Below are 24,911 nucleotides of genomic sequence, written 5' to 3' on the forward strand. Positions count from 1 at the left end.
AGAGGCAGATGTGCCGGCACGTGGGGCGGAGTGGAGCGTCGGGGCCTGGAAGGACGGCGGTCAGGATGGTCCCTCCGTGCCCGTTGAAACGCCGCGCTCTGTCCCCCACGCCCCCGGGCGCCTCCTTCAGCTGCGGGTCCCCTCACCTTCGCCCACGGCGACCTCCAAGTCGCCGCTGAGTCGCCCACCGCGTCGGATACGGCAGTGCGGCCGCCCTGCGTTGACGCGCCGGAGATCGAAGCCGAGCCCGTCGTAGACGACCGCGAGGTCATCGGGGAGATCGAAAGCCAGTCCGTACTGCCCGGCGACATCGGACCCGACATCGCTGAGGACGCCGAAGAGGAGGTCGTGCTTCGCGGCGGGGGAGAGCGACTCGTCCGGGACCTGAGGTGACACGGCGACCAGGTGGGCGCCGCGCGCGGTGATGGCCTCGTGACGCCGCTGAAGAGACCGCAGGGCGATGTTGCGGTACGGGCACCAGAGCGGATTCGTCACGAAGTCGGGCGCAGTTCTCCCGCGACCGGGCGGCCGCCCCCATTGCGCCGTGCCGTGCCGTCAGTCGAAGCGGAGGTCGGCGAGCCCCCGTTCGAGGGCGGCTACATCGTCCTCGGGCCCACCGCCGGCCGGACGCGTTTCCATGAGTGCGGCGAGTTCGGCGCCCGCCCTGCGCACGCGGCCGGGCAGTGCGTCGGTGTAGGCGTCCCCGCCCGAACCCCAGTCCTCCGAGGCCGCGAAGACGGCGGTGGGGACCACGACGGCGCGCAGGTAGGCGAAGAGGGGGCGCACGGCGTGTTCGAGGACGAGCGAGTGCCGGGCCGTACCGCCCGTCGCCGCGATCAGCACGGGCTTGCCCGTGAGGACGTCCGGGTCGATCACGTCGAAGAACGACTTGAACAGTCCGCTGTAGGAGGCGGCGAACACGGGGGTCACGACCGCCAGGCCGTCTGCGTTCGTCACCGTGTCGATCGCGGCGGAGAGCCGCGGCGGCGGGAAGCCCGTGACGAGGTGGCTCGCTATGTCGCCGGCCAGTTCCCGCAGCTCCACGACCTCGGTCGACAGGAGGTGGTCCCGGGCGGCCAGCTCGTCGGTGACCGACTGGGCCAGCCGGTCACCGAGCAGGCGGGTGGACGAAGGAGTGCTCAGACCTGCGGAGACGACGGTCAGTCTCACGGGACCGGCACCTCCCGAGCGGCGCGGAGCGACGCGTGCGTGGGAGCGTCGGGGACGTCCGACGGCCGCCCTCGCGCGAACTCCTTCCGCAGTACGGGCACGACCTCCTCGCCCAGGATGTCGAGCTGCTCCAGGACGGTCTTGAGGGGCAGTCCGGCGTGGTCCATCAGGAACAGCTGGCGCTGGTAGTCGCCGACGGTCTCCCGGAAGGCGAGGGTGCGCTCGATGACCTGCTGCGGGGAGCCGACGGTCAGCGGGGTCTGCTCGGTGAAGTCCTCCAGGGAGGGGCCGTGGCCGTAGACGGGCGCGTTGTCGAAGTAGGGGCGGAACTCCCGTACCGCGTCCTGCGAGTTCTTCCGCATGAACACCTGGCCGCCGAGACCGACGACGGCGTCCTCCGGACGTCCGTGGCCGTGGTGGGCGTACCTGCGGCGGTAGAGCTGGACCATCCGCCGGGTGTGGTCGGCCGGCCAGAAGATGTTGTTGTGGAAGAAGCCGTCTCCGTAGAAGGCGGCCTGCTCGGCGATCTCCGGGGAGCGGATGGAGCCGTGCCAGACGAACGGCGGGACACCGTCCAGCGGCCGGGGCGTCGAGGTGAAGGCCTGGAGCGGCGTCCTGAACGTGCCCTCCCAGTCGACGACGTCCTCGCGCCACAGCCGGCGCAGCAGGGCGTAGTTCTCCTTGGCGAGGTCGATGCCCCGGCGGATGTCCTTTCCGAACCACGGGTAGACCGGGCCCGTGTTGCCGCGTCCCAGCATCACGTCGACCCGGCCGTCGGCCAGGTGCTGGAGCATCGCGTAGTCCTCGGCGATCTTCACCGGGTCGTTGGTGGTGATCAGCGTGGTGGCGGTGGAGAGGATCAGGTGCTCGGTACGGGCCGCGATGTAGCCGAGCATCGTGGTCGGGGAGGACGGGACGAACGGCGGGTTGTGGTGCTCCCCGGTCGCGAAGACGTCGAGGCCGACCTCCTCGGCCTTAAGGGCGATGGCGACCATCGCCTTGATGCGCTCACGTTCGGTCGGTGTGCGCCCGCCAGTGGGGTCGGGGGTCACGTCCCCGACGGTGAAGACGCCGAACTGCATGGGATCTCTGCCTTTCAGAACGCGTCCGGCTCTCTCGCGGAGAGCCGGGAGGGCCGCGTGGCGGTGCCGGGCCGGGGCGCGGCCCGTCGGCGGTGCGGGATTACTTCGCCAGGAAGGCGAGGAGGGCGGTGTTGACCTCGTCCGCGTGGGTCCACAGCAGTCCGTGCGGGGCGCCCTCGATCTCGACGTAGTCGGCGGAGGGGAGTGCCTTGCGGAAGGGGCGTGCGGTGCCCTCGGCGGGCAGGATGCGGTCGGCGGTGCCGTGCAGGATCAGCGCGGGGACGTCGACGGCGGGGATGTCGGCGCGGAAGTCGGTGTACCAGGTCGACGGTGCGGCCGACGCGGCGACGGAACCACCGCCGGCCGCCGTGTTCCAGCTGTTCCGGACGGCTTCCTCGCTGATGCGGGAGCCCAGGTTCTCGTCGAGGTTGTAGAAGTCGTGGAAGAAGGCGGTGTAGTAGGCGTAGCGGTCGGCCTTGACCGCGGCGACGACTCCGTCGAAGAACTCCTTCGGGGCCACGCCGTCGGGGTTGTCGTCGTTCTTGAGCAGGCAGGGTTCGAGCGAGGCCAGGAAGGCGGCCTTGGCGACCCGGCCGGTGCCGTACGTGGACACGTACCGGGCGACCTCGCCGGTGCCCATGGAGAAGCCGACCAGGGCGGCGCCGTTCAGGTCGAGGGTCTCCATGACGGTGTTCAGGTCGGCGGCGAAGGTGTCGTAGTCGTATCCGGTGGCCGACTGGGAGGACCGCCCGAAGCCGCGGCGGTCGTACGTGATGACGCGGTAGCCGGCGTCCAGCAGCGTCGCGGTCTGGCGCTCCCACGAGCGGCCGTCGAGCGGAAAGCCGTGGATGAGGACGACCGGCTGCCCGGTGCCCTGGTCCTCGAAGTACAGCTCGACGGGGTGGGCGGTGTCCTGGCCCGCGGTGATGTACGGCATGAGGTGTCTCCTTGGTACGCGGTGGTAGGTCCACGCCGCCCTGCGGCACGGACTCCCTCACGCTATGGCCGGTCACACACCCTTCGTTGCCCCGTGACGCACGACGACTTGCCCAAGGGTGCAGCGTCACCGCACGGTACGGAAGGGCGTCCCGGCCGGCCTCCCGCGAAGGGCGGCCCGCGCCGCACGGCACCCGACGGGCACCACGTACGCGCGCGGCGAGTGGGCCGTTCCTGCCTGTGGTTCTGCCTGGAGACGGAGAGGGCTCGCTGGTTGGCTGTGGGTACGGACAGGTTCCGGGACCCGCCTAGCGGGTCCCGGTCGCGCTCGACGCAGCCCGCCGCCCTTCACGTTCCCAGGGACCACGCCGGTGTCCCGTCCGCCGCGCCCCAGAGCCGCCTTCCCTCCGACCGGAGAACAACTTGAGCCTGCCGACCACTGCCTCCGTGACCGACCCCGACGAAGTCGCTCACGGGAACGAGACGGTGAGCAGAACGCCGATGCCGACGAGGATCACACCATTCGGCGCAGGACCGTTCCACGGCCGCATCGTCACCGATCGTCTCGGACACCTCCGGATCACGACCCTGAAGGCCGACGCTGAGGGGGCCGGCCGCACCTCGGCCCTGATGGCGAGTGCCCCCGACGCGCAGATGACCGTGCTCGTACAGGTGTCCGGCACCGCCGTCCTCGTCCAGGACGGCCGGGCGGTCGAACTGGACGAGGGCGACATGGTGATCCCGGACCCGGCGCGCCCGTACTCCCTTGAGTACCCGCGGCGGTCCACCACGCACGTCTTCCGGTTCCCTCATCGTCTTCTGGGCGGGGTGGACAGCGACGTCCGGCGGATCGCCGGACACATCATCGGCACCGAGGACGGTGTGGCCGCCGTGCTGTTCCCGTTCCTGACCGCCCTGGCGTCCACGTCGTCCGACGACCTCGCGCCCGCCGTCGCGGACAGGCTCGCCGGCAATGCCGTCGATCTGCTCGGAACACTCGTCGCAGAGCGGACCCGCCGGTGCGGCACGGAGGCCGAAACCCGTGGCTACCTGATGACGCGCGTCCTCGAGCACATCGACCGGAACCTGGGCGACCCCGATCTGGCACCCGCACGCATCGCTCAGGAGCACCAGGTCTCGGTCCGGTACCTGTACCGGCTGTTCGAGCGTGAGGGCACCACGATCAGCCGTCGCATCCGGCAGCGGCGCCTGGAGGAGGCGGGCCGTGAACTGGCCCGCCGTGCCAGGGTCGCCCCCACCGTGGCCGCCGTGGCCCGGCGGTGGGGCTTCGTCAGCCCTGCTCATTTCAGCCGCGCGTTCCGGGAGGCGTACGGCGTCTCCCCCGGTGAATGGCGTCGTCTGCGCACCTCCCCGGAGACATCCGGGTCACAGGCCGACGGCCTGGTGTCCGGAGGATGAGTCGTCCGCACGGCGCAGCGGGCACGTCCCGACTCCCCGGGGCGCAGTCGTCGCGTGGCGGTCGGGTAGACGACGGGACGATGCTGCGGGCCGGGGGACCGCCGAATGGTACGGGTCGTCAGGGCGTGCCGGGTCCGTCGAGCCGTTCACGAGCCTCGGTGAGCCGGCCCGGGTCGGCCGTCTCACCGAGGGCGAGGCATCGGGAGAAGGCGTCGCGGGCCTCGGCCCCCTTCCCCGCTGCCAGCAGGCTGTCGCCGAGGTGGACCAGGGCGCGGCTCTCCATCGCGGCGTTGCCGCTGTCGCGGCAGAGTTCCACGGCCACCACCAAGTGCTCGACGGCCTCGGCCCAGTTCTCCAGACGGGCGTGGGCGCCGCCGATGAGCATGCGCAGGTTCATGCGGGTGAAGTCGGCGATGTGCGGTTCGACCCGGTCACCGACCTGGTCGAGGAAGGCGAGCGTGAGTTGGATCTCCTCGACCGCCTCCGCGTGCCGCCCCCCGTCCACGAGGATCTGGTTGCGCTCGACCCGGGACTGGAGTGCGCCGTCGAGGTCACCGGCGGCCTCGAAGAACGTGGCTGCCTCACGGTTGTGACGGGCCGCCGCACCGTGGTCGCCGAGCAGCCGGTGGGCCCAGGCGGAGTAGCTGTTGGCCCAGCCTTGCTGAGCGCGGTCGCCGGCGCGCTCGGCCGCCGCGAGGGCCTGGGCCGAGCGGGCGAGGCTGTCGTGGTGGCGGCCTTCGCAGACGAGGAGGGCCCAGGCGTGGTAGTTGAGCTGGGTGGCTTCCAGGAGGGGGTCGTCGAGTGCTTGGGCGGAGCGGGCGGCGGTGGCGAAGACCTCGGGCCAGTGTCCCCAGAAGATCCACTGGTCGGAGAACCAGTGCAGGGCCTCGGCGACCTCCACGACCCTCGCGTGGTCGCCCGCGGCGGCGGCCGCCCGCAGGGCGGCCAGCCAGTTGTCCCCTTCGGCCTGGAGCCACCGGCGTGCGTGTTCGGCGGTGGACAGGTCGACGGTGCCCTGCCAGGTGGCGGGCGGAGCACCGTGGTCGGGTTCGTACCAGCGGCCGGCCGTCACGGTGGTCTCCAGCAGCCAGCGGTGCAACGCCGACCGGGCCGCCTCGGCCGCTCCGGCCGGCTCCTCGGCCCGTAGCCGGCCGCGCGCGTACAGGCGCATCAGGTCGTGGAACCGGTAGCGGTCCCGGTCGGTACCGAGGAGGCCGGCCTCGACGAGTTCTTCCAGGGTGTCCTCGGCTTCGTACAGCGGCTGTCCGGTCAGCTGCGCCGCGCCGGCCGGGCCGGCGTCGGCGCCGTCCACGAGGGACAGGAGCCGGAACATGCGGCCCGCGGCGGGGGTGAGCTGGCGGTAGGACAGGTGGAAGGCGGACGACAGCCGCAGGTCGCCGGCGGTCAGCGCGTCCAGTCGGCGCTCCTCCACGGCGAGGCGGTCGGCGAGGCGGCGCACAGTCCAGCCGGTGCGGGTGGCGAGCCAGTTGCCGGCGACCCGCAGGGCCAGCGGCAGGTGTCCGCAGTGATCTGCCACCTCGGCCAGCGCGCCCGGATCCGCGTCCGCGCGCTCCCGTCCCACCAGGGCGGTCAGAAAGTCCGAGGACTCGGCCGCGGAGAGTTCGCCGAGCGCCAGGCGGTGGACGCTCTCCAGCCCGGTGAGCATCCTCCGGCTCGTGACCACGGCCATCGTCGCGCCCGTACCGGGCAGCAGGGGCCGGACCTGCGCCTCGTCACGCGCGTTGTCCAGCACCAGCAGGCAGCGCCGCTCGGCCAGCGTCCGGCGGCACAGCTGCTCGTGTCCCTGCGGGCCGGCCATGGCGACATCCCGGTCGGCCACCCCCAGGGCCTTCAGGACCCGCAGCAGGAGCTCGGGCGGACCGGGCGGGTCCTCCTCGGTACCCCGCAGATCGAACATCAGCTGGCCGTCCGGAAAACGTCGGGCCAGCTGATGGGCTGCTCGCAGCGCCAGGGTCGTCTTGCCCGCGCCCGGCGGCCCGGACACCGCCACCGCCACCGGTATCCGCCCCGTCTCCTGCCCGGCCAGCGCGGTCAGCCGAGCCAGTTCCGCCTCACGGCCGACGAAGTCGTCGATGCCGCGAGGGAACGACGCCAGTCCCGCCGGATGCGGGCGGGGACGGCGGCCGACCCGGGCCGTGGCCAGCAACCGCTCCCGTTCCGTCTCGCTCAGCCCCAGCCCGTCCGCGAGCGCGGCCACCGTCCTGCGCTGGGGGGCGGACACCCGCCCCCGCTCCAGGTCCCCGATCGCGCGGACGCTCACCCCCGACGCCTCCGCCAACGCCTCCAGCGTCAGCGACGCCTCCAGACGCAAGCGCCGCAACACCGCCCCGAACCCCAGACCCGTTTCCGCCACCCGCTCGTCCCTCCCGTGCCTCCGGCCCGCATGAAGGGAACATTTTGCCCGGGAGCGAAGGCTCCAGGACATTCGGGTCCGACGAAGTCCCCGACGGCGCGGTCTTACGCGAGGGAGAACTCAGCCGGCGCTCCGGAGAGCTTCGGCGAGACCGGCCCGGGAGGCCACTCCCAGCTTCGGGAAGATCCGGTACAGGTGTCCGCCGACGGTGCGGGGGGACATTCCCAGCGCGGTACCGATGTCCTTGTTGGCCCATCCCTTCGCCGCGAGCTCGGCGATCCGGAACTCGTGGGCGGTGAGGGCGGCGGCACCGGGCACGTCCGACCACCGGCCCGCGGGGGTGTAGCCGGCCGCGCGCAGTTCCTCGGCCGCTCTGCGGGACCAGGGCTCCGTACCGAGACGGGCGAAGAGCGCCTGAGCGGCGAGGAGCTGTTCCACCGCCTCCGCGGGCTTGCGCCGTCGGCGCAGCCAGGCACCGTGGGCCAGCCGCACACGGGCCAGCTCGAACGGCCACCGGTCGCTCCCCGGTACGGCGTAGGCCGCCGCGCAGGCCTGCCCGAAGCGCGTCTCGTCGGCGGCGATCGCCTCCGCCGCCGCCAGGACGAAGGCGTGGTAGGGACCGATGGTCGCCATGCTCGCCGCGCGGCCGGCCTCGACGTGCCGCAGGGCCCGGTCGCGCCGCCCGGTGCGGACCGCGGCCTCCACCAGGGTGAGGAAGGAACGCTGGAACTGCACGGCCTCCTGCGGGAGGCTTCCCGCGGGCGTGATCGAATGCGCGAGCTCGTAGGCCGTTTCGAAGTCTCCTCGGCCGAGTGCGCTCCAGGCGCGTGCCCCGGTGATCTGCTGCTGGACGAAACGGGGTGCCTGCCCGTCGGCCCAGGGGCCCAGGGAGCGTTCCACCGACGACAGGGCGGCTTCGTCGCAGCGTCCACCGTGCACCCAGACGGCGAGCGTCCGGAACGAAAGCAGGTTGAGCGTCATGCCGTGCGCTTCCGACGACGCCCTGCCCTGTTCCGCGAGGGTCAGGCAGTGGTCCCAGCGGCCGCGGACGACGCCGTCGGAGATCCGGCACATGTCCACGAAGGCCGAGGTGACGAAGGGTGCCCGGTCCGCTATCCGACTCCAGAGCTCTTCGAACTCGCCGAAGGATTCGACGGCGGTGGCGCTCCAGAGCAGGTGCCAGGCGGCCTCGTCCTCGGCGTCGGCCGGGAGGCTGGCGACGGCGGCCCGGAGACGGTCGGCCCCGTGCCGAGCCGTACGGGCCGGGTCCCGCCACAGGTCGGCGCAGAGCCGGGTGAGCTCCGACGCCCGGCCGAGTTCCGCCGCGGCGTCGTCCCAGAGCTCCGGTGCCCCGGCGTACGGGGCGAGGAAGGCGACCTGGAACAGCAGTCCCTCCCGCAGCGCCGTCGTCGAGGGGGTGTCCGGCAGCGTGGCCAGTGTCCTCAGCGCGCGCGGGTACAGCGCGAGCGGGGTCCGGAAGTCGCCGCTGAGGTTCTGCCGCAGGTAGGACAGCGTGTGGGTGTGGAGCACCTGATGGAAGGGGGCCAGGCCGTCACGGTCGACGCCGTCGATCACCCTGGCCGCCAGGTCGGTCAGCCCTCCCCGGGTCGCGGCCGCCGCGGCCTCGGTCAGCCTGCGGTAACGCTCCGCCGGTTCGGTGCTCAACTCGGCGGCCCGGGCCAGCATGGTGGCCGCTTCGGGGTCCCCGCCCCGGCGGACGGTACGCCGGGCGGCTTCGTCGAGCGCGGACGCGATGGAGTCGTCAGGACCCGCCACCGAGTCGGCCAGGTGGATGACGTGGTGGTCGTCGTCGGGAGACAGGACCTCGGCGAGGGCGCCGTGCGCGCGCCGGAGGTCCTCGGGAGAGGTGCTGTCGATCAGTGCCGCGCGGACCAGCGGATGCCGGAACGTCAGGGTGCCCGGCACCCGGCCCTCCGCGACGAGACCACTGGTCAGGACGGCGTCCCAGTCCTCCGCCGTGGCGTGCCGACCGCCGGAGGCGAGCGCCGCCAGGACGAGAGCGCGCGAACGGCCGGTGGAACCCGCCAGGGCGGTGATGAGCAGAATCCGGCGCGCCGCGGGCGTCAGCGAACGCAGTTGCGCGCCGAAGACGCGCTCCAGCCTTTCGGGCAGCGGGACCTGTGACGGCTCGGGGGGAATGCCCGCGCTGTAGAGGGGGGCCAGCTCGACGAGGGCCAGGGGGTGGCCCGCGGCGTCCTGGAGTACGCGTCGCCGGGTGCTCGGCGACAGCTCCGGGTGGCGCTGCCGCAGGAGGCGGAGCGCGTCGGCGTCGGTGAGCGGCCCGAGGCGCAGGACGTGTGCCCCGTCCATCACGGGATGATCGGGGCGCGCGGCGCACAGCACCGTCATCCTGAGCCGCTCCGTCCTGCGCTGGACGAATCCGAGGACCCCCGCGCTGGAGGCGTCGATCCACTGGACGTCGTCCACGACGAGCAGCAGGGGCCGGTCCAGTGCCGCGGCTTCGAGCAGGCCGAGCACGCCCGACGACAGGATCAGCGTGCTCGGTGGATCCCCGCCGGCGAGCTCCAGCGCTTTGCTCAGGGCGTCCCGCTGGGCCGGCGGCAGGGCGGCCTCGAACGACCGCAGGGGAAGCAGTAGTTGCCGCAGTCCGGCGAAGGCGAGCGGGGATTCCGCCTCCGTGCCCGTCACGCGTACGACGCGTGTCCCGTGCTCGTCGGCGAAGGCCGCCGCCCGTTCCAGCAGGGCGGTCTTGCCGATGCCCGCCTGGCCCGATACCCACAGGGCCCGCCCTCCGCCCGAGACCATCGCCTCGCGCAGAACGGCCCAGGGGGCGTCTCGTCCCACCAGTTCGGCGGCGGACGGGGCTGGTGTTTCGATCGTACGGCCGGGCATCGCCTCGTCCTTCCCTGATGGACACCGTCACGGGAGCGGCGGGCGCTGTCGGTTCTCACGTCCGACCTCCGTGTCGGACCACGGTATGCCGGATGTGACAGCTGATCAGGGACGGTGCAGGGAGAGGCAGAGGCCGTGCAGGGACAGACCGGGACCCGCATGCGTCCGGCGCCGCCCGGCGGGCGGCACTCCGGTCTCGGCGGCAGTCCGTTCGGCCGGTCCGCACCTTCACGGACCGGCCGAAAGGCGGGTGGGCGGGGTTCAGGCGGAGGCATCGTCTCCGGTGCCGACGTGGCGGCGTACGAAGGCGAGCGCGGTGTCGGCGACCTCACGCCAGCCGCTGTCGATCGTCAGGGCGTGGCCCCGGCCGGGGATCTCGACGATCTCGGTGACAGCCGACTCGTTGCGCACCTGCTTCTTGTAGGAGGCATGGGCGATGGCCCACGGGACGGTGTGGTCCTTCTCGCCCGAGATGATCAGGAGCGGGCCCCGGTCGGCCGCGAGCGTGTCGACTTTGACCTCCGTCCACGGGTTGATGTTCGCCGCCGCGGCCTGGAAAAGCGGTTCGCCGGGAGCCGGTACGGCGAAGGTCTCGTACAGCTCCCGGGCCTCGGACTCGGTGACGGCGTTGGCGAACGAGTACCGGAACTGCTCGTACGTGAGGGGCACGGCCCGGTGGTAGTTGGCCGGGTTGCCGAGGACGGCGCTCGCCGCCCGCAGCGAGGACAGCGGCAGCGGCAGCACCCCCCGGAACGGTGCCGGGTCGATCGCCACCGAGGCCCTGGACAGGCCGCGGCCCGCGATGATCTGGGTGATCAGACCGCCGAAGGAGTGGCCGATCACCACCGGGGTGCGGTCGAGCTTCCGGACGAGGTCGCAGAAGTGGTCGGCGACCTGCCCGACGCTCTTGCCCGCGAAGACCTCGGGGTGGGCGTTGGCCTCGTCGACCGTGGCGGGGTCGTCGGGCCAGCCCGGCATGACCGGGGCGAAGCCGGCCTCGTCGAACACGGCGGCCCACCGTTCCCAGCTGGTCGGCAGCAGCCAGAGGCCGTGGACGAAGACGACCGGGATCCGCCCGTCGGCGTTGGCGCGTTCGACCTGGGCCAGGTCACGGGCGTAGGAGTCCTTGGAGGGGAGCGACATGGAACCGTCCTTCGGGAGTGGGGTGCCGTTCAGCGCCGGACGTGGTCGGCCGCGGCCCGGATCAGCCCGGCCACCGCGTCGGGGGCGCTGTGCAGGGGGAGGTGCGAGCTGCGGACCTCGGCCGTGCGGGACCCCGCCCGCCGGGCCTGGAAGCGCTGCAGCTCCGCGGGGATGCCTCGGTCACGGGTGGCGACCAGGGCCCAGGAGGGCAGGGAGCGCCACGCCGCCGCCGTCGCCCGGTCGCCGAAGGCGGTGGCGCTCAGCGGACGCTGGACGGCGGCGAGGGTGCGTGCGGTGGTGAGGGACACGTCCTGGGCGAAGACCCGGTGGAACTCCTCGGTCCTGATGTAGAGGTCGAGGCCGGGGGAGCCGTCGGGCGCGGGGGCGGGGACCTGGGTGAGCGCCGGGGTCAGTTCCGAGCCGGGGAAGCGGCCCGCCAGTTCGCCCAGCACCTCTCCGGCGTCCGGCATGAAGGCGGCGACGTAGACGAGTGCCTCGACACCGGGGGCGTTCGCGGCGGCCTCGGTGATCACCGCGCCGCCGTAGGAGTGGCCGGCCAGGACGACGGGTCCCTTGACGCTCGCGAGGACGGCGGCGATGTGCGCCGCGTCGTGGTGCAGCCCGCGCAGCGGGTTGGCGGGGGCGATCACCGTGTGACCGCGGCCCTGGAGCCGTTCGATGACGGGCGACCAGCTCGACGCGTCGGCGAAGGCGCCGTGGACGAGGACGATCGTGGGCCTGCCGGGGCGGGTGTGGCCCGGGGCGGCGGTCGCCGGTTCCGCCGCGGTGGCGGTGGCGGCCGGTCCGACGGTGACGGCGGCGGCTGCGGCGGCTCCGGCGGCGAGCGCCGTGCGCCGTGATACGGCCTGGTGAAGGGACATGGGGTGCGCTCTCTGCTCGGGGCGGACGGGGCGGCCGGACGGGATGTTCCCGCGTTCGACCGCCGTCGGCCGGGCGGGGGAGTGGTGCCCGGCGCACACGGGAGCGTCCACCGGTGCGCCGGGAGCATCGGCGTACGGGCTCCGCCGGGGACGCGTCTTCTCAGACGCGGGTCAGGGGGGTGTCGACCAGGTGCTCGGCGAGGAACCAGACCTGGGTCTCGCCGGTCCGCACGACCTCGGAGACGATGAGGTCGTTGCTGCCGTCGTCCCCCAGGTCCGCGACACGGCGGGCCGCGTCCCGCGCGTCCGCCAGGATCGTCTCGTGCGCCTCCAGGAGCCGCGACAGCATCGCGGGGACCTCCTCCGCGCCGTCGGGCGGGCGCGGTACGCGGGTCATCTCGGCGGCGTGCCGGGGATCTCCCACCGCGATGCCTCCCAGGCTCTGGACGCGTTCGGCGAGGAGGTCGACGATCGCGAGCTGCCGCTCGGCGTGCTGGTCGAGCAGCAGGTGGAGCTGGTGGAAGGTGGGGCCGCGCATGAGCCAGTGGTGCTTCTTGTACAGGGCGTACAGCATCTGCGTGTCGGCCAGGAGGCGGTTGAGGCGCTGGCAGGCGTACGCCCTGGCGTCGTGGGAGAGCCCGATCGGCAGTTGCTTCACGGTGCCGAAGGGCTGGACCTCGTGTCCTTTCTGGTGCAGCAGCGGCTGGGTGCCGCGGGCGGGGGCGGTCGTCATGTCGCACTCCGGGTGTCAGAGGGGCGGGCGGGGGCCCCGGCGGGCGCCGGGACGGGACGGTGCAGGAGGAGGCGGACGGCGAGGCCGCTGACCACCCCGCCGACCGCGGTGACGGCGGCCCACCAGGCGGGCCAGGGCGTCAGGTGCAGGGCAGCGTCCGCGGACCAGCGGCCGGGGCCGGTGAGCGCGAGCGCCGCGGGGACGGCCACCAGGACCAGGGGGTACTCGTAGCCGTCGTTCTGCACCCACAGCCCGTGCGGCCGTTTCACGGTCAGGGCCACGGTCATCACACCGACGACACCGGCGGCCGCCAGCGGGGTGAGGGCGCCGGCGGCGAGCAGCAGGCCCGCCCCGATCTGGGTGGTCCCCGCGGCGAGGGCCGTCAGGACCCCGCCGCGGAACCCGTCCCCCCGGAACTCCTCCGTACCGCCCGCCAGGCCCTTTCCGCCGAGCCGGAAGCTCACCTTCTGCACTCCGTGACCGGCGACGAGCAGTCCGGCGACGAGCCGCAGGACCAGCAGACCGATGTCCATCGTGGTGCTCCTGGAGTCGAGGCGGTCGCCGGGCGGGTCAGCCGACGGCGTTCGGGTCGATCATGGACTGGGCGTAGACGACCCCCATGCCGTAGGCGCCGCCGTGCTCCTTCACGACGTCCAGGGTCTGGGTGTACGTCTCGCCGCGCGCCCAGTCGCGCTGGAGCTCCAGGAGCACCTGGAGCCAGGTGACCGGCACCGCTCCGGCGGCGGTCATGCGCTGCATCGCGTGCTCGTGGGCCTCGGGGGTGACGCCTGCCGACGCGTCGGCGACGACGTACACCTCGTAGCCCTGGGAGAGGGCGGAGAGGGCGGGCAGCACCAGGCAGACCTCGGTCCACAGCCCGGACAGGATGATCTTGCTGCGGCCGGTCGCCTTGACGGCGTCGACCAGGGCCGTGTCCTCCCAGGCGTTCATCGTGGTGCGGTCCACGATCTCGTGCTTGGGGAACACCTCGCGCAGCTGCGGCAGGAGGGGGCCGGAGAAGGACTCGGCGGCCACGGTGGAGAGCACCACCGGGACGTCGAAGACGGTGGCCGCCTTGGCCAGGCCGACGGTGGCGTTGATGACCCCGGCCCGGTCGGCGCTGGCGGCGCCGAAGAACATCTGCGGCTGGTGGTCCACGAACAGCATCATCGCGTTGTCGGGCGTCAGCAGGTCGGGGCTGGGCGCGGCCTGGACGGTATCGAAGTCGACCATGGGAGGTCCTTTCGGGAAGGGAGAAGAAGGGGGCACGCGTCGGGGCGGGGCGCCCCGGGACGCGTGGCTCCGGTGAGGTGGGCAACGGGCCTGGATGGAGGCCTCGTTCACCGCTCACGTTACGGAGACGAGGAGGCCTTCGTTTGGCTCTGGGTGACCGGGACTGTTCCCCTGCTGCACGGGTGCCGCGGGTCTCGCCGGCTCATGCCGAAGGCCCTCGTTCCGGCCGCGGGCAGCGGTGGGAACGAGGGCCTTCGGCGCGCCCCGTCAGGGGTCGCTCAGAGGACGTAACAGGGGTCGAAGACCTGTAGGGCGTTCTCGGGGGCGAAGCCCCGGGCGACCCGCCACTGGCGGTGCTGCTCCGATGCCGCGACCGCTTCGGCCAGCCGGTCGGCCTGGCGCGCCCCCGTCAGCCCCGGGGGCATGGTGGCCTGGTAGCCGCCGAAGTGGGCCACCGGACTCCAGGAAGGGCTCACGGCGGGAACCTCCTCGTCCAGTCCCTCGTACTCCGCCGCGGCGTAGACCAGCCGCCCGCCGACGACCGTCAGGACGGACTCGATGTGGGGGATGTCGTCGTCGTGCACGGAGAAGTAGTCGCGGGAGAGGACGGTGAAGTCGGCGAGATACCCGGTCCTGAGGATCCCCTTGCGCTCGCCCTCCCCTGTCATGAGGGCGCCGCCGCGGGTGTACATCTCCAACGCCTTCTCCCGCGACACCAGGCGGTCCGGCGGGTAGAGGCAGAGGTCTCCCACGGTGCGTCCGGTGACGAGCCAGTGCAGGGCCACCCAAGGGTTGTACGAGGAGACGCGGGTGGCGTCGGTGCCCGCCGCCACCGGCAGGCCGAGGTCCAGCATCTCCTTGACGGGCGGGGTGTGCGCCGCGGCCTCGGCGCCGTACCGGTCGACGAACGCCTTGCCCTGGAACGACATGCGGTTCTGCACGCTGATCGAGCCGCCCAGGGCGGCGATCCTCTCCAGGCTCCGCGGTGACACCGTCTCGGCGTGGTCGAAGAGCCAGCGGTTGCCCGCCGGGAAAAGGCCGTCGGCGGCCAGCTTCTCGAAGACGGCGAGGTCCCGGCGGATCGTCTCGTCGTAGGTGGCGTGCAGCCGGAAGCCCCAGCCGTTCTCCATGAGCAGCCGGACGGCCTTCTCGAACTCCTCCTCGTAGCCGGCGGCGAGTTCGGGCCGGGGTTCGGAGAAGTTCTCGAAGTCCGCGGCCGCCCAGGTCAGGTTCTCCCCGGCGCCGTTCAGCCTGAGCCACTCGTCGCCCTCGTCGGGGCGTACGGCCTCGATCCAGCGCCGCAGGTCGTCGAGTTCCTGACCGGCGGTCTGCGGGAAGAGGTGGTAGGCGATCCGGAGCGTCAGTTCCCCGTCCCGGGCCAGTTCGGTCACCGTCGCGTAGTTCTCGGGGAAGTTCTGGAAGCCGCCGGCCGCGTCCACGGCCGAGGTGAGCCCGAAGCGGTTCAGTTCCCGCAGGAAGTGCCGGGTGGAATTCTTCCTGTCCTGCTCGCCGAGGACGGGGGCCGCCGCGAGGGTCGAGTAGAGGATCAGCGCGCTGGGCGCGGCGAGCAGCAGACCCGTCGGCTCCTCGTCCCGGCCGCGGACGATCTGACCGCCCCGGGGGTCGGGGGTGTCGCGGGTGAAACCCGCGGCGCGCACGGCGGCGCGGTTCAGCAGCGCGGACTGGTAGAGGTGCAGGACGAAGACGGGGGTGTCCGGGGCGGCGGCGGTCAGCTCGGACACGGTCGGCATCCGCCGCTCCGCGAACTGCTCGGGCGTCCATCCGCCCACCACCCGTATCCACTGGCCCTTCGGGGTGCGGCCGGCTTGTTCGCGCAGCATGGCCAGGGCCTGGCGCAGTGAGGGGACGCCGTCCCAGCGCAGCTCCAACACGTAGTTCAGGCCGCCCCGGATGACGTGCAGGTGCGAGTCGTTCAGCCCGGGGACGATCCGGCGCCCCAGGGCGTCGACCACGCGCGTCCGCGGCCCGACGTGCCGCGCGATCACGGCGTCGTCGCCGAGCGCGGTGATCCGTCCGCCGCGGACGGCGACAGCCGTCGCGGCGGGTCGCGCCGGGTCACCGGTGTGGATCCGCGCGTTGCGGACGACGAGTTCGGCGGCGTCGCCGTCCTCGATTCCGGGGAGGGGGGTGACGCCGCCGACCGGCATCGTCGTCATGTCCTTCTCGCTTTCTCAAGGGGGTGTGGGCAGGAGCGGTGTCCTGGGGAAGTGGCCGGCGCCGCCTACGCGCGCCGCAGGATGGCGTCCAGGGTCCGGTCGAGTTCGCTCCGGACCCGTGCGGAGACCTGAGGGGGCCAGGTCTCGGTGCGGGCGAGGAAGGAGCGCAGCGCGGCGGTGCGGAACCGTACGAGGCAGTGGCCGTGGGCGGGGCGCAACTCGATGTGCGTCTCGTACGCGTCGCCCGGGCGCACCCGTACGTCGCCGTCACCGGCCGGGGCGGTGACCCCCTCGGACAGCAGTGACCTGGCGAAGACCCAGGTGGCGGCCGACTGCTCCGGTCCACCGGTGGGCGCGAAGTCCAGCCGGACCGCCAGGGGGTCGTCGGGCCGGTGGCGGATCCACACGACCAGCCGGCCGCCCGCGTGGTCGGGCGTCGAGACCTCGGCCGTGACGACGTGCTCGATGGGCTGCACGGACTCTCCTCGCGGTATGGCCCTGGGACGGACGGCACCGCCGACACGGGCGTGATGAGTGGACGTCGGTGGACGGGCCGGGAGTCAGAGGGTGCGGCGGACACCGGCGGCGCGTTCGAGGTTGCGCAGCTGGACGGTGAGGTCGCCCTCGACGGCGTGGTGGGCGGGGCCGCTGCGGCCGATGGGCAGGACCTGCTCGCCGCGCATGTCCTCCAGCATCAGCGCGAACGCCGCGTACAGCGCGACGGAGGCCAGGACCAGGCCGAGGACGCCGGAGACGGTGCCCACCCATGGGGTGCCGGAGAGGTTGAAGACGGCCGCCGCGGCGAACCTGGGCACGGCGACGCACAGCACGAGCCACAGGGCGCGCTTCGCCTTGGCGACGCTCGCCATGAGACCGGCGAACACGGTGAAGGCGAGGTTCAGCACGCCCAGCACCTGTGTGCCGCCCGGCGGGTCGAAGGCGAGAACGAGTGAGGTGGCCAGCCAGGTCCCGGAGAAGCAGGCCATCAGGGTGGCCGCCAGCACGTCCCGGGCGCTGAAGGCCAGTACGCCTACCAGGAGTTGGAGGACGAAGGCGGGAAGGATGGTGAAGGCGACCGCCCGGTGCGCGTTCTCGTCGAAGACGCCGAGCTGAAGACAGCCGACGATGACCGAGGCGATGGCCACGGCGTAGAAGCCCAGGGGCATCGGCGAGGCGATCGGGCGGAGGTTGATCCGGGCCATGCGCCGGAGATCGGGTTCGTGGTGCCGGCCACCGGGCACGGGGGGATCACTGTCGGGCGTGGTCATGCTGCTGCCTGCCTGCTCGGAGGAGACGGGAAGAGGGACGGCGGGCCGGGGGACCGGGCGGGCGCGCCGTCCCCCGGTGTCACCGGTTCAGTCGTTGGCGAGCGCGAGGCGCAGGGTCTCGACGGCCAGCGCGATGGCGGACCGCGCGGCGTACGTCTCGCGGAGGGCGTTGAGCATGACGAAGTCGTGGATGATGCCCTGGTAGCGCACGGCGGTCACCGGGACGCCCGCGGCGCGCAGCTTGTTCGCGTACGCCTCGCCCTCGTCGCGCAGGACGTCGGCCTCGGCGGTGATGACCAGCGCGGGCGGCAGACCGGCGAGCTGCTCCCGGGAGGCGCGCAACGGGGAGGCGGTGGCCTCGGCGCGCTGCTCCTCTTCGGTGGTGTACTGGTCCCAGAACCACTGCATGCCGTCGCGGCGCAGGAAGTAGCCCTCGGCGAACTGGTGGTAGGAGGCGGTGTCGAAGGACGCGTCGGTGACGGGGTAGAAGAGAACCTGCTGGAGCAGCGGGAGGCCGCCCCGCTCCTTGGCCATCAGGGTGAGCGCGGCGCTCATGTTGCCGCCGACCGAGTCGCCGGCGACGGCGATGCGGCTGGCGTCCAGGCCCTTGCTCGCCCCGTCGGTCACGACCCAGCGGGCGACGGCCCAGTTCTGCTCGATCGCCACCGGGTAGCGGTGCTCCGGGGACAGGTCGTACTCGGGGAAGACGACGGCGGCGCCGGCGCCGGAGGCCAGCTCGCGGACGAGGCGGTCGTGGGTGTGCGCGTTGCCGAACACCCAGCCCGCGCCGTGGATGTAGAGGATGACGGGGAGGTCACCCGTGAGACCGGCGGGACGGACGATCCGGGCCCGGACCGAGCCTCGTCCCGGCACGTCGACGGTGATCCACTCCTCGTCGACGTCCGGCTTCTCCACCGGGCCGGACTGGACCTCGTCGACCGCCTTGCGGCCTTCGGCGGGAGGGATCTGGAAGAGGAACGGCGGCTGGGCGGTCGCCTCGGCGAAGGCCGCCGCGGCCGGCTCCAGGACGGGGGCGACGGGAGGGAAATCGGTCATGACGGGACCCGTTCGGTAAAGGAGGAATGCGTTTCGGCGCGCCGCCGTAAGGCGACATGCCGCGACGCTATGTCCGTTCACCAGGCTGGAAGTGCCGCACCGCGCACAGTGCTGCTCCGAGGACGCACGCCGGTGGGGATCCCGGTACGGCTCCTCAGCGGCTCCGGTGCAGGGCGACGTGAAGCGTGTCCACCGTCTGGATCCGGGCGGCTCGTGCCGCGTCGCTCTCCCTCAGCGGGTCGAACAGCACGAACGCGTGGATCGTGCCGTGGTAGCGGGCGGAGACCACGGACACCCCGGCCGCCCGCAGCTTGGCCGCGTACGCCTCCCCCTCGTCGCGCACGATGTCGGCCTCGGCCGTGATGACCAGCGCGGGCGGCAGCCCCCGCAGGTCGTCGACGGTCGCCCGCAGAGGCGAGGCCGTGATCTCCGTGCGCAGGGTGGGGTCGGAGACGTAGCTCCGCCAGTAGCCGAGCATGGCGGCGCTGCTCAGGAAGTACCCCCTCGCGAAGCTCCGGTACGAAGGGGTCTGGCCGGACGCGTCGGTGACGGGACACACCAGCACCTGGTGCACCAGGTCGAGGTCTTCGCGCTCCTTGGCCACGAGGGTGAGCGCGGCAGCGAGGTTGGCGCCCGCCGAGACGCCGACCACGGCGATGCGGGTGTGGTCGAGCCGGCAGTCGGCGCCGTTCTCGGCGATCCAGCGCGCCACGGTGTAGCTCTGCTCGACGGCCACCGGATAGCGGGCGGCCGAGGGCCGTTCGTATTCGGGGACGACGACGGCCGCGTCCGCGCCGAGGACCAGGTCCTCCAGCAGGCGCTGGTGTGTGGTGGCACTGGTGTGGGCCCACCCGATGCCGTGCAGGTAGAGGATGACCGGCAGCGGTTCGTCGCTCCCGGCAGGCCGCAGGATGCGCACCCGTATGCGGTTGCCGTCGCATCCGGGGAGTGCCAGCCACTCCTCCTCGATGTCCGGGGTGGTGTCCGCCTCCCCGCTCAGCGCGGCCGGCATACCGGCGTACCCCGCGTCGACGCCGTCCGGGGCCCCGGGGCACGCGTGGTCCTCGACGAAGGCCTGGACCAGGTGCTCGAGTACCGGCGGCGGGCCGGAGACATGTTCCACAACACACTCCTGTACGGGAGCGCCCCCGGGGGAGACGGTCGGATATCGCTGAGCCCCGGAACACGCGCGTCGGGGCACGGGCCTGGACCCCGACGGCCCACACTAGGGGTTGTGTCAGCGCTCGCGCTCCACTCGCGTGCATGGGACGTGCCTCTGCGCGCACACGTCTTGCCTCGGAGCGACCACGACGGGTGGAGCACGTCAGATGACCTACGTCGCGCTCCCCCGTCTCGTGGACCGTCCGCAGAGGGGGTGGTCGTTCACGTCACCCGCCGGCGGCAGGACGCCCGGTCCACGGGCGAGGCGAGACGAGGAGCCCAGATGGCGCAGACCACCCTTCGGAACGCGGGGGCGGCGAAGGACGAGACGGTGCCGCGGCGGTGGGAGGAGGTGTTCGCCGAGTACGTCGCTCCGGTCCGCCTGACGGCCGGTGGGCCCCTCTCCGGGCATCCGGCGCCGACACCCGCGCACCTCGGCTGTCTGACCCTGCTGGAGGTCGAGGCAGGACCGCTCAGGGTGCAGCGCACGCCCCGCCTGGTCGAGGCGGGCCCGAGCGACAGGATCGTCCTGGCCCTGCAGCGTGCGGGGGTGGCGACGCTCACCCAGGACGGACGGAACACCGCTCTGGAACCGGGCGGCGCGGCTTTCGTCGACCCGCAACGGCCCTTCTCCCTCGAACAGCGCGAGGACTTCCGCATGCTGCTGCTTTCACTGCCCAGCCGGGTGCTGGGCGTTCCCACCGCCGGCCTGTCGCGGCTCACCGGCCTTCAGATCCGGCGGGAGGAGGGGGTGGCGGCCGCCCTGGGCATCCCTTTCCTCGACCGGCTCGCCCTCGTGGCCGAACAGGTGCCGCCGGGCGTCGGCGAAACGCTGGCGGGCAACTCGGTCGAGTGGATCGCCCTCCTCGCGGACGAGGCGCTCGGAGAAAGCGGCGGCACCGGGGGCGACTCGCGCCGGCACCTGGCGCAGGAGATCCGCGCCCACATCGATCAGAACCTGGGTGATGCGGACCTGACACCCGGACGGATCGCGGAGGCCCACCACATATCGGTGCGCTATCTGCACCGCCTCTTCGAGAAGGAGGGGACGACCATCGGGCGCCTCATCCAGCAGCGCCGTATCGAGGAATGCGCGAGGGAACTGGTACGGCGAGAACGCGCCAGCCCCACGATCTCCGCCGTCGCCCGGCGCTGGGGCTTCCAGAACGCCACCCACTTCAGCCGCGCCTTCAAGCAGGTGCTCGGAGTGTCTCCGCGTCAGTGGGGGCTCTCCCGACTCCCGGAGGCGGAGCCGCTCGTGGTCGGGCCGCTCGTGGAAGAGAGTTCCCCACCACGGGATCCCGGGCCCGCGGGCGGCGGACCGGACGCCGGTGAGGGCTCCCGCGCGGCCCGGTGGTCCTCGACGAGGTCGGACTCCGTGCAGTCGTATGACCTACATGACCGGGCCGGCCAGGGGTGAACGTGGTCGGGCGGGGCGCCGATGGGGAGCGCCCCCTGTCCAGCGGGGGTTCGACGTGCACACCATTCCACCGCCGTACGAGGACCGGAGGACCGGCCCGGGCCGTCAGGCGACGGTACGCCGTGAGCAGGCCGCTCCGCACCGGGACCAGGCCGCCGAGGCGCTCTTCCGCGCTCTGGTCGAAGTCGTCGAAGGCCGATGGCCCATGGCCGGCACCCCGTCGACGGGATCGCCGGACGGCCCCGGAACCCGCGAGATCGTCCTCTGCACGCCCCTGAGGGGCTCGTTGCGTCTCGCTTCGGAGCCGACGGGCCGAGTCGGCGCGGGCCACCTCCTGCTGGTCGACTCCCACCGACCGCTCGGAACGGTCTCGGCCCAGGGATGCGAGCTGATCCTGCTCAGGATCCCGCGCCGGCTGCTGCCGTGCGGGGACGACGCCCTCGCGTGCAGCACCGGTCGCGGTCATGACGGCGCCAAGGGCACCGCGGCCCTGCTGCTTCCCCTGCTGCGCACCCTGGCCACGCGGGACTTTCCTCCCGGAGTGTCCCCGCACGGTCCCACCACCGCGGTGCGACTGAGGAACGTGCTGGCGGACCTCGTCGCGTGCCTGGTCCGCGAGATCGCGGAGCAGGGGCCGGATGTGGACCGGGCAGGTTCGGGATCGGCGGACCGCGAAGCGGCTGACCGGGTCCGGACATGGCTGAACTCCCGTCTCATGGACTCCCGGCTGCGCCCGGACACCGTGGCCGCCGCCCACTACATGTCCGTCCGGCGCCTCCACAAGCTCTTCGAGGGGGAGAGCGGCACCATCAGCCGGTGGACGCAGCAGCGACGTCTGGAGGAGTGCCGACGGGAGCTGGGGCGAGGCGACGGCGGAACGGTGATGGTGAGCTCAGTGGCCCAGCGCTGGGGCTTCGTCAACGCCGCCCACTTCAGCAGGGCCTTCCGTGCAAGGTTCGGCATGTCGCCACGCGCATGGAGGGAACTGCGCGCGGAGTCCACCGGTGGCGGAGACGCCGTGCCGCGACACCCGGAGTCCGCCGGTCGGAGCAGCCGCTGACGCACCTCCCCGGGGACTGCCCGGCGGCGGTCCGTGGGGCCCGCGCCGCGCGCCTCACGGCCGCGGCCGGGTGACGTCCGGGACCGGGACGACCGGAGCCCGGGCCGACGGGCCGTCCGGCCGGCCGGACAGGGCCTGTGCGATGCCCGCCCGGGAGGAGACCCCGAGCTTGGGGAAGATCTTGTAGAGGTGCGCCGCCACGGTACGCGGAGAGAGCCGCAGCGCCTTGCCCACCTCCTTGTTCGTCATCCCCTTCGCGACGAGCTGGGCGATGCGCCGCTCCTGACCTGTCAGGGGCCCTTCGCCCCCGGCCGAGCCCTCGGCGGTCAGCTCCTCCTCGCACCGTTCCACCCACGGTCCGGCGCCCAGCCGCCGGAACCCCTCGCACGCCAGCTTCAGCACGTCCCGTGATTCCGCCCTGCGGCGCCGGCGCAGCCAGGAACCATGCTCCAACCGCAGCCGCGCCAGGCCGAACGCCCACGTCTGCGCGCCGGGCACCTGGTACGCGGCTCGATAGCAGGCGTCCGCGTCCTCGTCGGGGGCCGCCACGGCGGCCGCCGCCGCCAGGAGGAACGCGTGATGGCCGGAGATCTCCGCCATCCGCGCCGACCGTCCGGCCCGGACGTGGGCCTCGGCCTCGGCCCGACGGCCGGTGTGCATCGCCGCCACCACGAGATCGAAGAAGGGCAGATGGAACCACGGCAGGCCGCGCGGCAGCACACCGGGCGGCATCAGCCGCTCGCACAGCAGGTACGCCTCCTCGTACCGGCCGTGCGCCAGGGCGGCGAGCCCTCTGAGGTGAAGGAGATGATCGGTGACGAACCGCATCCCGGCGGCCTCGGCCACCGTCCCGATGCGGGCCTCCACCTCCCGCAGGCCCCTCTCGTCACCCCGGCCGGCGAGGAAGTGGGCGTGGTAGTGCCGGAACAGCAGTGCGTTGCAGTGGTAGCCGAGCCGCTCCGCCGTCTCCGCCTCCCGCAGGCACGCGTCGGCGCTCTCCCACCGGCCGCGGAGGAAGTCCTGGTAGACCCTCGCCTTCGCGATCGAGCCCTGTGTGGCGTAGGCGTGCTGACCCGTGAAGCGCCGGCACAGCGCCTCGTCGGCGGCATCGACGGCCGACGCCGTCCAGAGCAGGAACCACGCCGCCGACGCCTCTCGCCGGCCGCTCATGTCCGCGGCCACGTCACCCAGTCCGTGCGCCACCCCGTGGGCGGTCCGCGCGGGATCGGACCACGCGTCGCGGCTCAGCCGCGCCAGCGGGGACATCCTGCCCGCGTGCTTCGCCAGAGCGCGCCATCCGCGGGAATCGCCCGTGTACACGCTGGCGAGCAGCAGCTTGAAGTAGATCTGTTCCGTCAGTCCCTCGAAGGGCTCGACGCCGCTCTCCGTGAGAACATCCAGGGCTTCGGGAAGCAGGGTGAACGACGAAGCGAAGTCGACCCGGTGGCTCTGGTCCACGTAGACCACCGCATAGGCGAGGAGCGGGCCGTAGCCGTCCGGCACCGGGCGTCGTCTGAGTTCCTCGACGAGCGCCGCGGTGTGGGAGAGCCGGCCACCCCGTGCCGCCATGACGGCGGCCCAGATCAGGCGCCTGGTGTGTGCGTCCGGGTCGGCGCTCAGAGCGGCGGCACGGTCCATGAGCACCGCGCCCTCGGCGTCACCGCCGCGTGCGGCGGTGTGCCTGCCCGCCTTCTCCAGCCTGGCGGCGAGGGAGGCGTCGGGCAGGATCGCCGCCGCCGCCTCGTGGGTGAGCCGCCGGGGGTCGTCCTCCTCCAGACCGGCCGCCAGGATCCGCCGGGCCGACCTCCTCCGCTCCGGCGAGGAGAGGGAGACCACCGCGCTGCGCACCAGCGGATGGCGGAAGGCGAGGGCCCCCGACGCGTCCACGTGTGCCAGCTTGCTCGCCTCGATGTCGGAGAGGACCGCTTCCCGGCTCGTTCCGGGGAGGACGGTCGTCCATGCGGTCGTGTCCTGGTCCTGACCGGCGAGCGCGGCCAGGAGCAGGACGTGCGCGGCCTCCTCCGACAGGGCTCTGATCCTGTCGTCGAAGAGGTTCTCCAGCCGGTGCGCCGGGGACGACGGCGCGGGGGCGCCGGGGCCGGACCCGGGCTCGGCGCCGTAGGGCATCGGCAGTTCGAGCAGGGCGAGCGGATTGCCCGCGGCCTCCGCCAGCACGGAACGGGCCACGTCGGCGGTCAGGACGGGATCGCGACGCCGCAGCAGTGCCTCGGCGGCCGCGGGCTCCAGGGCCCCGACGCGTAGTTCCTCCTCCGTCCACCAGCTGAGGCCTTGGCCCTCCTCGCGGGTCGCGCCGACGACGAGAGCCGGCAGTTCGCTCACGCGTCTGTGCAGAAAGGCGAAGACGGCCGCGCTCGACTCGTCCACCCAGTGCAGGTCGTCCAGCGCGAGCAGCAGGGGGCGCTCCCGCGCCGCGTCGGCGAGGACACTCCAGGCCGAGGCCCCCAGCGCCGCCCCGTCCGGCATCGGCCCTTCCCTGAGCCCCAACGCGCATTCCAGGGAATCTCGTTCCGCCGAAGGCACCGCCGATTGCCGAACCAGCGGCCAGAAGACCTGGTGGAAGGCACCGAAGGCGAGCTCGGACTCGCTCGCGGCACCCGCCGCGCCCAGCACGAGCAGCCCGCGGCGCCCTGCCTCGGCCTTCACCCAGGACAGCAGGGCCGTCTTCCCCGCGCCCGCCTCACCGCGCAGGACGACCGCGGTCCCCCGCTTCCGCGTGAGCACCCCGTCGAGAGCGTCGAGGAGCAGCCCCTTCTCCCTCTCCCTGCCCAGCAGGCACGCCTCATCCGATGTGAACAAACCGACCACTCCTCGCTCCGACCCACCCCTGCTCAAGGGCGCCGTCCACTCCCTCCCACGTGCCGGCCCGTCCGCGTACGGAGGCTGAGTCGCGGCCGGCTTCCGGA

At 72.8% G+C, this 24,911-nt stretch carries 19 protein-coding genes and 1 pseudogene; 3 read left to right on the plus strand and 17 right to left on the minus strand.

From position 1 onward, the window contains the following. Window positions 1-207 precede the first annotated feature (207 nt). From OO47_RS00870 to OO47_RS00885, 4 genes and pseudogenes are all read right to left on the minus strand, one after another. A pseudogene (locus OO47_RS00870) lies at window positions 208-480 on the minus strand (redoxin domain-containing protein); the annotation flags it as partial. A 75-nt stretch (window positions 481-555) separates the two neighbouring features. Further along, window positions 556-1,170 carry an FMN reductase gene (locus OO47_RS00875; protein WP_030211551.1) on the minus strand — a complete coding sequence of 205 codons (615 nt, stop codon included), beginning with the start codon at window positions 1,168-1,170 and terminating at the stop codon, window positions 556-558. Further along, the gene (locus OO47_RS00880; RefSeq protein WP_030211556.1) at window positions 1,167-2,252 is read right to left on the minus strand and encodes an LLM class flavin-dependent oxidoreductase; all 1,086 of its coding nucleotides are present in this window, start codon (window positions 2,250-2,252) and stop codon (window positions 1,167-1,169) included. Before OO47_RS00880 ends, OO47_RS00875 begins: the two co-directional genes overlap by 4 nt. 100 nt (window positions 2,253-2,352) lie before the next feature. Continuing rightward, a complete protein-coding gene (locus OO47_RS00885; protein ID WP_030211558.1) occupies window positions 2,353-3,189 on the minus strand; it encodes an alpha/beta fold hydrolase in 837 nt (278 codons plus the stop codon). 485 nt (window positions 3,190-3,674) lie between these two features. Between OO47_RS00885 and OO47_RS00890 the strand changes: the two genes are divergently transcribed. Beyond that, complete coding sequence (locus OO47_RS00890) at window positions 3,675-4,607, plus strand: helix-turn-helix domain-containing protein (RefSeq protein WP_267883669.1); 933 nt, start codon at window positions 3,675-3,677, stop codon at window positions 4,605-4,607. A gap of 118 nt (window positions 4,608-4,725) precedes the next feature. Here the strand turns inward: OO47_RS00890 and OO47_RS00895 are convergent, their stop codons facing one another. From OO47_RS00895 to OO47_RS00950, 12 genes are all read right to left on the minus strand, one after another. Continuing rightward, on the minus strand, window positions 4,726-6,981 hold the full coding sequence (locus tag OO47_RS00895) for an ATP-binding protein (RefSeq protein ID WP_030211563.1): 2,256 nt from the start codon (window positions 6,979-6,981) through the stop codon (window positions 4,726-4,728). A gap of 120 nt (window positions 6,982-7,101) precedes the next feature. Then, window positions 7,102-9,855 (minus strand): helix-turn-helix transcriptional regulator, encoded by a 2,754-nt coding sequence (locus OO47_RS00900; RefSeq protein ID WP_030211565.1) that lies wholly within the window; start codon window positions 9,853-9,855, stop codon window positions 7,102-7,104. A 261-nt stretch (window positions 9,856-10,116) separates the two neighbouring features. Beyond that, a complete protein-coding gene (locus OO47_RS00905; RefSeq protein WP_030211566.1) occupies window positions 10,117-10,998 on the minus strand; it encodes an alpha/beta hydrolase in 882 nt (293 codons plus the stop codon). A 29-nt stretch (window positions 10,999-11,027) separates the two neighbouring features. Beyond that, the gene (locus tag OO47_RS00910) at window positions 11,028-11,879 is read right to left on the minus strand and encodes an alpha/beta fold hydrolase (RefSeq protein ID WP_030211568.1); all 852 of its coding nucleotides are present in this window, start codon (window positions 11,877-11,879) and stop codon (window positions 11,028-11,030) included. Window positions 11,880-12,039: 160 nt separating this feature from the next. Beyond that, window positions 12,040-12,612: a Dps family protein gene (locus OO47_RS00915; RefSeq protein ID WP_030211570.1), complete on the minus strand. Its 573-nt coding sequence runs from the start codon at window positions 12,610-12,612 to the stop codon at window positions 12,040-12,042. Continuing rightward, window positions 12,609-13,145 carry a DoxX family protein gene (locus OO47_RS00920; RefSeq protein WP_030211572.1) on the minus strand — a complete coding sequence of 179 codons (537 nt, stop codon included), beginning with the start codon at window positions 13,143-13,145 and terminating at the stop codon, window positions 12,609-12,611. The genes OO47_RS00915 and OO47_RS00920 overlap by 4 nt, the downstream gene beginning before the upstream one ends. Before the next feature lie 37 nt (window positions 13,146-13,182). Further along, entirely contained in the window at window positions 13,183-13,845 is a 663-nt protein-coding gene (locus OO47_RS00925) for a hydrolase (protein WP_030211574.1), read from the minus strand. A gap of 278 nt (window positions 13,846-14,123) precedes the next feature. After that, entirely contained in the window at window positions 14,124-16,022 is a 1,899-nt protein-coding gene (locus OO47_RS00930; protein ID WP_030211576.1) for an amidohydrolase, read from the minus strand. A gap of 65 nt (window positions 16,023-16,087) precedes the next feature. Then, window positions 16,088-16,498, minus strand: a complete 411-nt coding sequence (locus tag OO47_RS00935; RefSeq protein WP_033207550.1) for an SsgA family sporulation/cell division regulator — start codon at window positions 16,496-16,498, stop codon at window positions 16,088-16,090. A gap of 84 nt (window positions 16,499-16,582) precedes the next feature. Next, entirely contained in the window at window positions 16,583-17,224 is a 642-nt protein-coding gene (locus tag OO47_RS00940; RefSeq protein WP_234323044.1) for a GPR1/FUN34/YaaH family transporter, read from the minus strand. 153 nt (window positions 17,225-17,377) lie between these two features. After that, window positions 17,378-18,346, minus strand: coding sequence for an alpha/beta hydrolase (locus OO47_RS00945; RefSeq protein WP_030211582.1), 969 nt, complete (start codon window positions 18,344-18,346; stop codon window positions 17,378-17,380). A gap of 154 nt (window positions 18,347-18,500) precedes the next feature. Further along, the gene (locus OO47_RS00950) at window positions 18,501-19,469 is read right to left on the minus strand and encodes an alpha/beta hydrolase (protein WP_030211584.1); all 969 of its coding nucleotides are present in this window, start codon (window positions 19,467-19,469) and stop codon (window positions 18,501-18,503) included. A 321-nt stretch (window positions 19,470-19,790) separates the two neighbouring features. Here OO47_RS00950 and OO47_RS36740 point away from each other — a divergent pair, with 321 nt between their 5' ends. Both OO47_RS36740 and OO47_RS33810 read left to right on the plus strand, forming a co-directional pair. Next, entirely contained in the window at window positions 19,791-20,927 is a 1,137-nt protein-coding gene (locus OO47_RS36740) for a helix-turn-helix domain-containing protein (RefSeq protein ID WP_051715789.1), read from the plus strand. A gap of 55 nt (window positions 20,928-20,982) precedes the next feature. Beyond that, window positions 20,983-21,987, plus strand: a complete 1,005-nt coding sequence (locus OO47_RS33810) for a helix-turn-helix transcriptional regulator (protein WP_051715791.1) — start codon at window positions 20,983-20,985, stop codon at window positions 21,985-21,987. Window positions 21,988-22,041: 54 nt separating this feature from the next. On the opposite strand, the gene OO47_RS00965 is transcribed toward OO47_RS33810, so the two are convergent. Then, complete coding sequence (locus OO47_RS00965; RefSeq protein WP_051715792.1) at window positions 22,042-24,804, minus strand: AAA family ATPase; 2,763 nt, start codon at window positions 24,802-24,804, stop codon at window positions 22,042-22,044. Between the last annotated feature and the right edge of the window lie 107 nt (window positions 24,805-24,911).

Source organism: Streptomyces bikiniensis, assembly GCF_000716625.1.
Lineage (GTDB): Bacteria > Actinomycetota > Actinomycetes > Streptomycetales > Streptomycetaceae > Streptomyces > Streptomyces bikiniensis.

Excerpts from the sequence above, each read along its gene's own strand:
- OO47_RS00880 (WP_030211556.1), bottom strand. The coding sequence starts at position 2,252 with ATGCAGTTCGGCGTCTTCACCGTCGGGGACGTGACCCCCGACCCCACT.
- OO47_RS00885 (WP_030211558.1), bottom strand. The coding sequence starts at position 3,189 with ATGCCGTACATCACCGCGGGCCAGGACACCGCCCACCCCGTCGAGCTG.
- OO47_RS00900 (WP_030211565.1), bottom strand. The coding sequence starts at position 9,855 with ATGCCCGGCCGTACGATCGAAACACCAGCCCCGTCCGCCGCCGAACTG.
- OO47_RS00905 (WP_030211566.1), bottom strand. The coding sequence starts at position 10,998 with ATGTCGCTCCCCTCCAAGGACTCCTACGCCCGTGACCTGGCCCAGGTC.
- OO47_RS00910 (WP_030211568.1), bottom strand. The coding sequence starts at position 11,879 with ATGTCCCTTCACCAGGCCGTATCACGGCGCACGGCGCTCGCCGCCGGA.
- OO47_RS00915 (WP_030211570.1), bottom strand. The coding sequence starts at position 12,612 with ATGACGACCGCCCCCGCCCGCGGCACCCAGCCGCTGCTGCACCAGAAA.
- OO47_RS00920 (WP_030211572.1), bottom strand. The coding sequence starts at position 13,145 with ATGGACATCGGTCTGCTGGTCCTGCGGCTCGTCGCCGGACTGCTCGTC.
- OO47_RS00925 (WP_030211574.1), bottom strand. The coding sequence starts at position 13,845 with ATGGTCGACTTCGATACCGTCCAGGCCGCGCCCAGCCCCGACCTGCTG.
- OO47_RS00930 (WP_030211576.1), bottom strand. The coding sequence starts at position 16,022 with ATGACGACGATGCCGGTCGGCGGCGTCACCCCCCTCCCCGGAATCGAG.
- OO47_RS00940 (WP_234323044.1), bottom strand. The coding sequence starts at position 17,224 with ATGGCCCGGATCAACCTCCGCCCGATCGCCTCGCCGATGCCCCTGGGC.
- OO47_RS00945 (WP_030211582.1), bottom strand. The coding sequence starts at position 18,346 with ATGACCGATTTCCCTCCCGTCGCCCCCGTCCTGGAGCCGGCCGCGGCG.
- OO47_RS36740 (WP_051715789.1), top strand. The coding sequence starts at position 19,791 with ATGGCGCAGACCACCCTTCGGAACGCGGGGGCGGCGAAGGACGAGACG.